Consider the following 11,307-nt stretch of genomic DNA (forward strand, 5'->3'; position numbering starts at 1 on the left):
GGGCATTGGCGGCAGGTTGCCGACGTAGCGGGTCATACGGGCATACTACTCAGAGAGCTTGTCGATCAATTTGTAGACGATTTCATTCGTTGCACGGGCGGGCCAATCAGCGTCATTGGCATCCGTCGGGTCGAACCTAAATTTCATCCCGATGATGTCGTGCGGAATGCCAACGAACTTGGTGTCATCAAGAAATACCGGAAAAACACTTTCCGTGGCTACTCGGGGCAAAAACTGTTCCTTCTCGAAGGTCGGCCAAATCTTGGCCGCGTAGTGCTTGTCGAGGATACACAAGACGTATCGGCTCTTTGTGCCGAAAATTTCGGCAAACTGTTTGGACCACGTTTTTCCGAGATAGTTGGCTTCGTATTGCTCGTCATAAAAAACAGGCACATCCAACGTTTGTAGACTCTCGTTGATGAACGAAGCAAGCGGGCGGTTCTCGCCTGCAAATGAGATGGCGATCTCAAATTCGAAGTCTTCTCCGTCATGCTCGCGAAATCCGCAGTCCTGCCGGAGCTGATTCCAATCGAGGTGTTTTACAAAATAGAAGAGTGCAGGGTCTTCAATCGCGAACGTCTTGGTCTCTGCATTGTAGTAGAATGAGCGGGCTACAGCTGGCTTGCCGTCGATGAGAACCTGAAGCCGCCGTTCCTTAATGTTGTTGATGCTACCCCGTACCTCCGGCAACGCGTTTGCCATTTCCGTCAAATCTACGACGGAAGAGTGTTGCTGACCAACGGCTCTAAGCAGTTTAAAGTATGGATCGTTCTTCGGTCGGAATCGCTGGCCCCGGCAGAACTCCTTGACCGCTGAATAATACGCGGAGCGAAGCTGATCGACGACTCGATGCCGTACATCTTCAATGGAGAATTCAATTTCCCGGGCTTCGTCTTGCGTGCTCATCACGTTAGTTGCGGTGCAGATCGACCGGCAGATTTGTTGGGTAAGCCAATAGTCACCCCGTGTCTCAGCATAGATTGTGCCGGAGCCGCGTATTTTGATGTTCAACCGCTCACACCCACTCTCGATGAGCTTATCGATGTCAGCAGATGTGCCAGGGGCGATCTTGTGTATTCCGGTTCGTTTGGCGATGTCGGGGACGAGCTGTATGAGATCAGAGCCAATTTGGTTGATGCCAATAATAACCAGCTTCGGAAGATTGGCATCCATCCCCAAATCCGCCGCGAGCTTCGCAACGTTCGCGAGGCTTTCCTGAAGGTCAGTCGCGAGCCGATGAAAATCGTCGATGACAAATTGACCGGGAGTTTGTTCGCGCGCCACCTTCTCAATGCGAGATACGTGTACAGGATTTCTTGCCGTTAGATACTCCGGCTTGTTCTCTGGGTTCAGCTCAGCGAGGATGTGACGGACGCAAGTGGTTTTGCCAGTTCCTGATTGGCCTTCAAGGATGACAGGCTTGTGGGAATTGCGAATGTCGAGCAGTATTTCGTTGTAGTTTGGCGGGGGGACAAAGGTGAATTCAGGTAGGCCCTCTGTCTTGAAGACCTCCTCCAGCATCAGTTTAATGGTCATAGAATGCCTCTCGTAATCGAGGAGGCAGCAAAGCGGAGCAGCGCTGCCGGAGATGATGATTTAGTCAGAGAGAATATTCTTCTGACGTTTTACACGGATCGCTGTCTCACGGCGGAAGCGATCTGGATGCTCGCGCAGATATTCTTCCACAATCGTCCTGATTAATTCTGCTTTCGTTTTCTGGGTGTGTGCAGACAGCCGCTCCAGTGTGGTAAATTCCTGATCATTGAACGACACGGAGATTCGATTCGCGACTGCCATCAGCGAAGCACTCCTAACAATTCGTGGAAAGCGAACGCTAACCCGAAGATTATTCCCATCTGCGACGATTGCGACCCCCCAAGCGGCAATAACTTCTTATCCGTGTCCTTCAGGAGGGCCGCCGCAACTTCCAACAGGACAAGAACGGCACCGGCGATGGTGAAAATGACCATGAAACTCTCCCGCGTCGAAAACTCGCGACAGAGTGGGTCCAATTCCTTAACAAATTGCGAAAAGTGCACCACTTCCGACGGACGCGCCTAACTTGCCATCGCGGGGAGCAGCCTCCTATCTGCTGCCTCGCGGCAAGCGGCCATCATTTGCATTGGCGGAGCTACGGTTCGGCTGAACGCGAACTTCGCCAGAGTTGGCTAGGACACTATAAGGACACCATACGCTCAAGTTATTGAATTCTATGTCAGTTTTACTTACCACCTTCTCCCACAAGGGGAGAAGGAAGAAAGTCAATCCCGCGCGCTCGCCTTGAGGGCTGCGATGACGTCCTCGCGGGCGATGATTCCGACCAGCTTCTGGGCGTGGTCGAGCACGATGATGCTCCGGATGCGGTGCTCGACCATGATCTGGAGCACGCGCGTCAGCCGCGTGTCGGGGCTGACATAGATGAACTCGGGCGTCATGACGTCGCCGACCTTGCGGCCCATCAGCTCGTGATAGCGCGGCAGCATCTGGCTCGGCGTGAAGGCGAAGCACTTCAGGATGTCGAACTTGGTGACGATGCCGACAACCTGCTCGTCATCCTCGACCGGATAGCTGTTGAAATCGTCGCGCTCGAACATCTCGCTGAGCTCGAGCAGGTCGAGATCGCGCCTGGCCGTCCGGACGTTGCGCGTCATGTAGCCGCCGACGGTTTGCTCGAGAAACTTGTACACGGCGCGTCCTCCTCGATTGGTCTGTGTTCGCCGGCCGTCAGTGCGACAGCAGCACGCAGCGAGCGGATTTCGTGACCAGATATTGGGTGACGCCGCCCAGGATCAGCTCGCGGAAACGCGAATGACCGTAGGCGCCTGCGATGATCAAGCCCGCGCCGACCTCGTCGGCGATATTCTCCAATTGCACGGCGGCGGTTTCATTTCCCGCGTTTTCCGGGACGCGCGCGGTCGCGGTGATGCCGTGGCGGGCGAGCCAGGCGGCAACGTCGCCCACACGGGCCATGACCGCCGACCGATCGTCGTCCTGCTCCGCGATCTCGACGATGGCGACGTCCCTCGCCTTGCGCAGCATCGGCAACGCGTCCGCCACCGCCCGCCGCGCCTCCGGCGTATCCTTCCACGCCACGAGCACGCTGCGCAGATCGAGCCAGTTAATCCGATCGGGCACCACGAGAAGCGGCCGACCGGCCTGCATCACCAGATCCTTGGGGCTTGCGAGCGCGAAAGCATCGGAGAACGCCGGGCTCTGCCCGCCGCTGACGAGGAGGTCGGCGCATCGTACCTGCGCGAGCACGAACCGTGCGGGAAAATCCATGGCGCTCCGCCATTCCGCGCGTCCGCCGCGGTTTCGCGTCGCGACGCGGAATTGCGCCTCCAGATCGGCGAGCCGTCTGTTGATCGAGGCCTCCTCCTGGTTGATCAGCGCCTGCGCCGCGGCGCCATCCGTGAAATAGATCGGCGGGGCGAGATTCGCCGCCGCAACCCCGACGATCCCCGCCTCGAATCGCTCGGCGAGCTCGCACGCGACCTGAAGACGTGCCTCGTTGGGCTGGTCGAGGGCCAGGCTGACCATCACGGTCGCGTATATCATCGGGAGTCTCCGCTGGGGGCTGCGCTTCATGAACTGTAGGGCCGCCGCGGTTTGCGAAGATGAGATAGATCAAAATCGCCCTCCGTCGCGGGGCCGGAAATCCGCCAGTGCAATCAGGACATCGGAACTTGCCTCCAGACCGGCCTTGGGCGACATTGCCGCAACAGAACCGCATCCCGCTACCGCGGAAAAATGGGAGCAATCGCTTGTCGCCGACCCGCGTGACGCATCCGCCAACCGACAGTCGCGGCGAGCATTTCCGCGTCCGGATCGAAGGCTTTGGCGTCGGCACCTGGGACCTTGACCTCAGCACGCGCGAGCTGGAATGGTCGGAAACCGCCAGAATCCTGCTCGGGGTCGAGCCGGATCAACAAGCAAGCTATCAGCGCCTGCTCTCGCGGCTCGAGCCCGGAGACCGCGAGCGCGTGGAGAGCGCGATCAACCACGTCACCGAGCATGGCGGCCGCTTCGACGTCTCCTTTAGACTTGCCAATGCTTCAGGCCTGGGGCGCTGGATTCGCGCGCGGGCGGGCCTCATTCGGGACGAGGCTGGCGCCGCTCGCCATCTCAGCGGCATCTTTCTCGACATCGACGAGGAGAAGCAGGTCGAGGAAGCACTGCGCACGCGCGAGACTCACCTCCGCTCGATCCTCCAGACCATTCCCGATGCCATGATCGTCATCGATGGCCACGGCATCATCCAGCTCTTCAGCAGGGCGGCCGAGCGCCTGTTCGGCTGGTCCGAGCACGAGGCGATCGGGCAGAACGTCAGCATCATGATGCCGGAGCCGGACCGCTCCCGCCACGACAGCTACATCGCGCGCTACCGCACCACTGGCGATCCGCACATCATCGGCATCGGGCGTATCGTGACCGGCAAGCGGCGCGATGGAACCACCTTCCCGATGCATCTGTCGATCGGCGAGATGCAGTCGGGCGGGGAGCCCTACTTTACCGGTTTCGTCCGCGACCTCACCGAGCATCAGCAGACCCAGGCGCGGCTGCAGGAACTGCAGTCCGAGCTCGTCCATGTCTCGCGGCTGACCGCGATGGGCGAAATGGCTTCCGCGCTCGCCCACGAGCTCAACCAGCCTCTCGCCGCGATCAGCAATTACATGAAGGGCTCGCAGCGGCTGCTCGCCGGCAGCACCGATCCGAACACGCGGAAGATCGAGAGCGCACTGGATCGCGCCGCCGAGCAGGCTCTGCGCGCCGGCCAGATCATCCGGCGCTTGCGCGACTTCGTCTCGCGCGGGGAATCCGAGAAGCGGGTCGAGAGTCTGTCCAAGCTGATCGAGGAAGCCGGCGCGCTTGGACTTGCCGGCGCGCGCGAGCAGAACGTGCAGCTTCGCTTCAATCTCGATCCCGACGCAGATCTCGTCCTCGCCGATCGCGTGCAGATCCAGCAAGTCCTGGTCAATCTGTTCCGCAACGCGCTGGAAGCGATGGCGCAGTCGCCCCGGCGCGAGCTCGTGGTCGCCAACAGCCGCGTCGCCGACGACATGATCGAGGTGGAGGTGTCCGACACCGGATCCGGCTTCCAGGGCGACGTCGCTTCAAATCTGTTTCAGACCTTCTTCACCACCAAGGAGACCGGCATGGGCGTGGGATTGTCCATCAGCCGCTCCATCATCGAGGCTCATGGCGGCCGGATGTGGGCCGAGAGCAATGCAACGGGCGGCGCAACATTCCGCTTCACCCTACCGGCAGCCGACGAGAGCTGATTTATGACGACCAAGGGACATGTCTACGTTATCGACGACGACGAGGCGATGCGGGACTCGCTGAATTTCCTGCTGGATTCCTCCGGCTTCGGCGTCACGCTGTTCGACAACGCACAGGGCTTCCTCGACGCCCTCGCCGGCCTCACCTTCGGCTGCGTCGTTTCCGACATACGGATGCCGGGCCTCGACGGGATCGAGCTGCTCAAGCGTATGAAGGCGCAGTCGAGCCCGTTTCCGATCGTGATCATGACCGGCCACGGCGACGTGCCGCTCGCGGTCGAGGCGATGAAGCTTGGTGCGATCGATTTCCTGGAAAAACCGTTCGAGGATGACCGCCTCATCATCATGATCGAATCCGCGATCCGCCAGGCTGAGCCTGCAGCCAGGAGCGAGGCCGTCGCCCAGGACGTCGCCGCGCGCGTCATTTCCTTGAGCCCGCGCGAGCGCCAGGTCATGGAGGGGCTGGTCGCGGGCCTCTCCAACAAGCTGATCGCCCGCGAATACGACATCAGCCCGCGTACGATCGAAGTCTACCGCGCGAACGTGATGACCAAGATGCAAGCCAACAGCCTGTCGGAACTGGTGCGGCTGGCGATGCGGGCCGGCATGCTGAAGGATTGAGGCAGGTCAAGGTGCTGGCGCCGGCCTGTGCTAGCAGGGCCAGCTATGATTGTGATAGCTCGATCCTGAGCGGCCCCTGATGTCGTCACCCGCAAAGCCAACTGTCTACGTCGTCGACGACGATGCCGCTGTGCTTGGGTCGCTGCGCTTCCTGCTGGAAACCGACGGCTTCGCCGTGCGAACCTTCAAGAATGCGACCACCCTGCTCAACGCGAGCGGCGTCGAGGAGGGCGCGGACTGCTATGTCATCGACTACAAGATGCCTGACATCAACGGCATCGAGCTCGCCGGCCGCCTGCGCCGGTCCTATGGCGACACGCCGGTGATCCTGATCACCGGCTATCCGGACGGGAATATCTCGGCTCGGGCTGCGGCGGCAGGCGTCAAGGACGTGATTTTCAAGCCGCTTCTTGACGAGAGCCTGCTCAAGCGCATCCGCCGCGCCATCCAGGAGAGGCGGGACACCTGACCTACGGGATTCTACGTAAGGCCCTCCCCTTAAGATATCGCGCGAAATTTCCGGACCGGACGATCCCGCGTACCAATGCACCATCACAACGGAGATGGCGCAGATGCTGACCCAGACACTCAACACCCAGGCGATCAACACCGAGATCGGTGGCAAGATTGCTCCTCCTCGCCCCGTCTCCGACCAATTCGGCGCGATCACGGGCCATGTCGGCCTTGTCGCCACCGAATTTTCCTACCGCAAGGAAGAAGAGATCTACGGCGAGGACGAGCCGGCCGAATATGTCTACCAGGTCGTCACCGGCGCAGTCCGCAGCTACAAGCTTCTGTCCGACGGCCGCCGCCAGATCGGCTCCTTTCATCTTCCCGGCGACGTGTTCGGCCTCGAATCCGGCCCCACCCACCGCCTCGCCGCCGAAGCAATCATCGACACCAGCGTGCGCCTCGTGAAGCGCGCCAGCCTCGAGAAGGCTGCCGGCACCGACGTCCAGGTCGCCCGCAAGCTGTGGGCAATGACGGCGGGCGAGCTGCGTCACGCCGAAGATCATATGTTGCTGCTCGGACGCAAGACTGCGATGGAGCGCGTTGCGACCTTTCTGCTCGAAATGGATCGCCGCCTTGCGGTTGCCGGCATGATGGCGCTGCCGATGTGCCGGCGTGACATCGGCGACTATCTCGGCCTCACGCTGGAAACCGTGTCGCGCGCGTTGTCGCAGCTTCACGCCCAGGGCACTCTGGGCTTCTCGGGCGCCCGCCAGATCGTCCTGCGCAACCGGGCCCGCCTGCACAATCTCGACGCCTGATTTTATCCTCCCCACCTCACTCTGGCCGGCCGAACCCGTTTCGGCCGGCATTTCGTTTGCGCACTCAAGCCGTGCGCCGGGTCTCCGGCATCACCAGCAGGATCAGCAGAAAACCTGCCGCACCGACGCTCGCCAGCCCCACGAAAGCGGTGGCATTGCCGAACTTGTCGCTGACATAGCCCCCGAGCGACGTGCTCAGCGCAGCGCCAATGCCGGTCGCGGTGCCGACGATGCCCTGGGCCAGATTGAAATGGCCGCTGCCGAAGGCGACGTCGGCCACGATCAGCGGGATCATCACCGCAAACACCGCCGCAGTGAGCCCGTCGAATGCCTGCACCAGCACGAGCAGATAGGGATCGCGTACGGTTGCGAACAGCAGGCCGCGAATCATCAGCGCACCGAACCCGATCAACAGCAGCGGGCGGCGGCCCCAGAGCTGCGCCTTGCGCCCGACGGTTGGCGACAACAGCGCGACGATCGCCTGCGGCACGACGATGCAGAAAGCGACGAGGACTGTCGCCCATTGGCTCGAGCGCGCCGTGACCGCGCTCGCCATCAGCGGCATCATGGCAGCATTTGCAAGCTGCAGCAGCAGCACGCTGAATGCGAACACGATGAGCGGCCGTTGCCGGAGCAGGTGCCAGACATTGGTGTCGCCCTGCACGTCCGCCTCGCGGGGCATCTCGCCGTGACAGCGCGCGATGTCGACCTCCTCCTCGCGGATGCGCGACAGCGCGATCAGGGTCGGGATCGCGAGCAGGAAGGTAACGAGGAACACCGAGCGGCTCGACAGGAGATAACCGGCGGTGCCCATCACCGCGGCGGCAACGCCATTGCCGAGCGACGCGAAGCGGGCGTTGCGCCCAAGGCGCTCGCCGATCGCGAACGGGCCGACGAGACCGAGGCTGATCGCCGCGATCGCCGGCCCCAGCACGCAGCTTGCCGCCGCATGCAATGTCGCCGCAGCGACCACCACGGGAAAGATCGGCAGCGCGGCATAAGCGAGCGCGCAGCAGCCGATGGTGACGATCGCAAGCCCGGCCACCAGACGTTCGGATCGCGCGGCGTCGATGATCGCGCCGCCCGGCATTTGGCCGATCAGGGCGACGATGCCGCCGATCGACAGCACCAGGCCGATCTCGACCTGGGTCCATTTCTGTGTCGTCAGATAGACCGCGATGAAGGGACCGAATCCGGTCTGCACGTCGGCGAGAAAGAAGATGAACCAGTCGAGGCCGCGCAGGCTGCGGCGCGACGGTGCCGGAATGGCCGCGACGGATTGCAGGCCGGCAACGTTGTCTTGCTTGACGTGGCGGTCACGATCGCCGGCTGAATGGTTCGGCTTGCTCGACAACAGCACCGGCGGCCATTCCTTCCCAAGCCTCACTGAACCGCTTGCAGGGGTTGCAAGCTGCCGGACGCGCCAAGCACGACCATCGGGGCATCTTCCTTGTATTCAGGCGCGGCCGCGACCTGCGCCTTGGTCAGTTCCAGCGTGATGCTGTCCTTCTTGTTGACGATCTTGCCGAAACGCAGTGCGTTCCAGTCGACCACGATCTTGCGGCTGCCGACGCCGAGGAAGCCGCCGAAATCGATCACGGCGGCTCGCACGTGCCCGTTCCGATCGACGATGACATCCACGATGCGACCCATATTTTCGTTCGCCGAGCTGAGCACCTCACGGCCAAGCACACCATGCGCGTCGCTTGCGCCGATGATCGTCACCGACGGCGGCGGCGCTGCATCCTTCGGCGTGACCGGCACCACCGAGGCCGGCGGCTGCGCCGCCGAGGGCGCGCTGGTCTCGCTTGGTGCCTTGCCCTGCGGCTCGGCGGCGCGCGACACCACGCCCGTCAAACCCGCGACGATCGCGACACCCAAAACCAACCAACCGATCGGACGCATGCACCCTCCTCGCGGCGCCTCGCTATCGCGCCAGCACGATCGACACCTGGATCTGACCGCGTGTACGCAGCACCTCCAGCGCCACGTCGTCGCCGTGCCGGCTGATGCGCAGGTCGACGCTGGAATCGCCCAATCGCAGGTCGCGCAGGATGACCTCGTTCAGGAACACCGGCAGATGAGGATTGCGCAGCCGGATCTCGCTGCGGGCGGCATCGAACTCGATGCCGAGCGCTGCCTCGAGCAGCGTGAACGGCGTCGCGCTGGCCCAGGCCTGCGGCGCGCAGGCGACCGGATAGAGCGTCGGTCCGCGCCGCTTCTCGCGCCGGAAGCCACAAAACAATTCCGGCAATCGACGCAAATCCATATAGGCCGCCGCATCGAACAGGCCCTTGAAGATGTGCGCCACCGAATGCTTGAGCCCGTAACGCGCAAATCCGAGCACGATCAGCGCGTTGTCGTGCGGCCAGATCGAGCCGTCGTGATAGGACATCGGATTGTAGCGCACCTCGCCTTGCGCAACCGTGCGGATGCCCCAGCCGGAAAAGAAGTGCGGCCGCATCAGCTCGGCGGCGACCAGGCGCGCGCGATCCTCGCGGATCATGCCGCTGAACAGCACCTGCCCGGCATTCGACGTCCGCACCTTGCAAGGTTGCTTCCTGCCATCGAGCGCGAGCGCATAGATGCCGAGCTCCTCGCACCAGAACGCTTTCTCGAAGCGCTCGGCCAGCGCCTTGGCTTCCGCCTCCAGTTTCGCGGCGCGGTCCGGTTTCCCGAGCCGCAGCGCGCAGCGGGCGGCGAGCTGCTTGGCGGCATAGACGTAGCCCTGGACTTCAGCAAGCGCGATATTGCCTTCCGCGAGCTGGCCGTCGGCATGGAAGATCGCGTCGTAGGAATCCTTCCAGCCCTGGTTGGCGAGCCCCTTTTCCGTCGCGCGCTGATATTCGACAAAGCCGTCCTGATCAGGGTCGCCCGGACCGTCGATCCAGGCAAGCCCCGCCTCGATCGCAGGCCACAGCTCGGCCAAGGTCTTCTCGTCGCCGGTGCGTTCGAAATAGCGGCCGGCGAGCAGGACGAACAATGCAGTCGAATCCACGCTGCCGTAATATTGCGAGAACGGCACCTCGCGCAGCGCCGCCATCTCGCCGCCGCGCATCTCGTGCAGGATCTTGCCGGGCGCTGCGTCCGCGAGCGGGTCGACTGCCCTGGCCTGAAAATGCGCAAGCCGGCGCAGCACGCCCTTCGCCACCCGCGGGTCGACCCACAGCATCTGCAGCGCGGTGATCAGGCCGTCGCGGCCGAACGTCGTCGAATACCAGGGAATGCCGGCATAGGGGTAGCGCCCCTGCGGCGTCTGCGTCATCAGCATGTTGAGGTCGGCCATCGCCTGGCACAGCACCTCGTTGAAGATGTTATTGGAAGTCTCGATGCTGGCGGCACCCATGGTTGACTGACGCATCTCGCGGCGATGGGCGAGCAGGCCCTGGAAAAACCGCGCCGGCTTCTGCGTCAGCGGCCGGTTGCAGGATGCGGCGACGAACACCGACTTCGACTGATGCGGATCGAGCTCGAGCTGCCACGTGGCCGCGTTGACCGACAGCCGCGACGGACGCGGATCGAAATGCAGCCCCGTGGTGCGCTCGACATCGTCGAGGCCGCGATAGTCGAACAACACGTCGGTCGGCCCCAGCAGACGGCTCGCCCCGGTGCCGCGGCGCTCGCGCCGCTCGCCGCGGACTTCAAACAGATCGGCGAAGTCATTGTCGAACAGCAATGTCAATTCGAAGCTGGCGCGGCGGTCGCCATGGTTCTGCACGCCGATGCGCTGATAGGCGGAGCCGCGCCACAGAAAGATCGTGCGCACGATGTGCAGCAGATCCTTTTGCAGCACGAGGCTTCCGTCGCGGTAAATGTCGGGGTTGGTGAGATCGACCGTCAGGGCGGAATTGTCGTCGCGCAGATTCGAGCCGAGCAGCAGCGGCTGGAGATCGTTGAGCACGAGCTCGAGCCGCGCGAGATAGCGCGTATCGTGGTGGAACAAGCCGTCGGGACCGCCGGCGGACGCGCCGATGTCGCCGTGGCTGTCGAGCACGATGAAGGTGTCGTCGTGCTTGAGCGAGCGCCGCGGCCGTGCCGAGGGCCCCGTCATCGAAATATAGAACGGCTGCTCCGCGACCTGTTCCGCGGTCCGCGTCACGGAGACGAACTTGGATACGACCTCGGCTGCCATC

Annotated in this window: 12 protein-coding genes; 4 read left to right on the forward strand and 8 right to left on the reverse strand. The window is 62.6% G+C overall.

Translation table 11 applies throughout. The features are described from left to right. Window positions 1–45: 45 nt before the first annotated feature. From AC0L2O_RS01030 to AC0L2O_RS01050, 5 genes are all read right to left on the reverse strand, one after another. Window positions 46–1,536, reverse strand: coding sequence for an nSTAND3 domain-containing NTPase (locus AC0L2O_RS01030; protein ID WP_473368384.1), 1,491 nt, complete (start codon window positions 1,534–1,536; stop codon window positions 46–48). A 60-nt stretch (window positions 1,537–1,596) separates the two neighbouring features. Beyond that, window positions 1,597–1,797 (reverse strand): hypothetical protein, encoded by a 201-nt coding sequence (locus AC0L2O_RS01035; protein WP_473368385.1) that lies wholly within the window; start codon window positions 1,795–1,797, stop codon window positions 1,597–1,599. Beyond that, window positions 1,797–1,970, reverse strand: a complete 174-nt coding sequence (locus tag AC0L2O_RS01040; protein ID WP_473368386.1) for a hypothetical protein — start codon at window positions 1,968–1,970, stop codon at window positions 1,797–1,799. The genes AC0L2O_RS01035 and AC0L2O_RS01040 overlap by 1 nt, the downstream gene beginning before the upstream one ends. A 291-nt stretch (window positions 1,971–2,261) precedes the next feature. Next, window positions 2,262–2,687 (reverse strand): CBS domain-containing protein, encoded by a 426-nt coding sequence (locus tag AC0L2O_RS01045; RefSeq protein WP_369725548.1) that lies wholly within the window; start codon window positions 2,685–2,687, stop codon window positions 2,262–2,264. A 37-nt stretch (window positions 2,688–2,724) separates the two neighbouring features. Further along, window positions 2,725–3,558: a universal stress protein gene (locus AC0L2O_RS01050; RefSeq protein WP_473368387.1), complete on the reverse strand. Its 834-nt coding sequence runs from the start codon at window positions 3,556–3,558 to the stop codon at window positions 2,725–2,727. Between the two features lie 206 nt (window positions 3,559–3,764). On the opposite strand from AC0L2O_RS01050, the gene fixL reads away from it, so the two are divergent. From fixL to AC0L2O_RS01070, 4 genes are all read left to right on the forward strand, one after another. Next, the gene (gene fixL, locus AC0L2O_RS01055) at window positions 3,765–5,282 is read left to right on the forward strand and encodes a sensor protein FixL (protein WP_369725550.1); all 1,518 of its coding nucleotides are present in this window, start codon (window positions 3,765–3,767) and stop codon (window positions 5,280–5,282) included. 3 nt (window positions 5,283–5,285) lie between these two features. After that, complete coding sequence (fixJ, locus tag AC0L2O_RS01060) at window positions 5,286–5,903, forward strand: response regulator FixJ (RefSeq protein ID WP_409189669.1); 618 nt, start codon at window positions 5,286–5,288, stop codon at window positions 5,901–5,903. A gap of 79 nt (window positions 5,904–5,982) precedes the next feature. Then, complete coding sequence (locus AC0L2O_RS01065) at window positions 5,983–6,372, forward strand: response regulator (RefSeq protein WP_409189670.1); 390 nt, start codon at window positions 5,983–5,985, stop codon at window positions 6,370–6,372. Window positions 6,373–6,475: 103 nt separating this feature from the next. Continuing rightward, window positions 6,476–7,174, forward strand: coding sequence for a helix-turn-helix domain-containing protein (locus AC0L2O_RS01070; RefSeq protein WP_473368388.1), 699 nt, complete (start codon window positions 6,476–6,478; stop codon window positions 7,172–7,174). A gap of 64 nt (window positions 7,175–7,238) precedes the next feature. Here the strand turns inward: AC0L2O_RS01070 and AC0L2O_RS01075 are convergent, their stop codons facing one another. From AC0L2O_RS01075 to AC0L2O_RS01085, 3 genes are read right to left on the reverse strand one after another with little or no spacing between them, the layout of a single operon-like run. Beyond that, on the reverse strand, window positions 7,239–8,534 hold the full coding sequence (locus AC0L2O_RS01075) for an MFS transporter (RefSeq protein ID WP_369725553.1): 1,296 nt from the start codon (window positions 8,532–8,534) through the stop codon (window positions 7,239–7,241). Window positions 8,535–8,557: 23 nt separating this feature from the next. Beyond that, window positions 8,558–9,079 (reverse strand): PRC-barrel domain-containing protein, encoded by a 522-nt coding sequence (locus AC0L2O_RS01080; protein ID WP_473368389.1) that lies wholly within the window; start codon window positions 9,077–9,079, stop codon window positions 8,558–8,560. A gap of 22 nt (window positions 9,080–9,101) precedes the next feature. Further along, the gene (locus tag AC0L2O_RS01085) at window positions 9,102–11,306 is read right to left on the reverse strand and encodes an amylo-alpha-1,6-glucosidase (protein ID WP_369725555.1); all 2,205 of its coding nucleotides are present in this window, start codon (window positions 11,304–11,306) and stop codon (window positions 9,102–9,104) included. Window position 11,307 lies beyond the last annotated feature (1 nt).

It is taken from the genome of Bradyrhizobium sp. Kon10 (assembly GCF_055807395.1).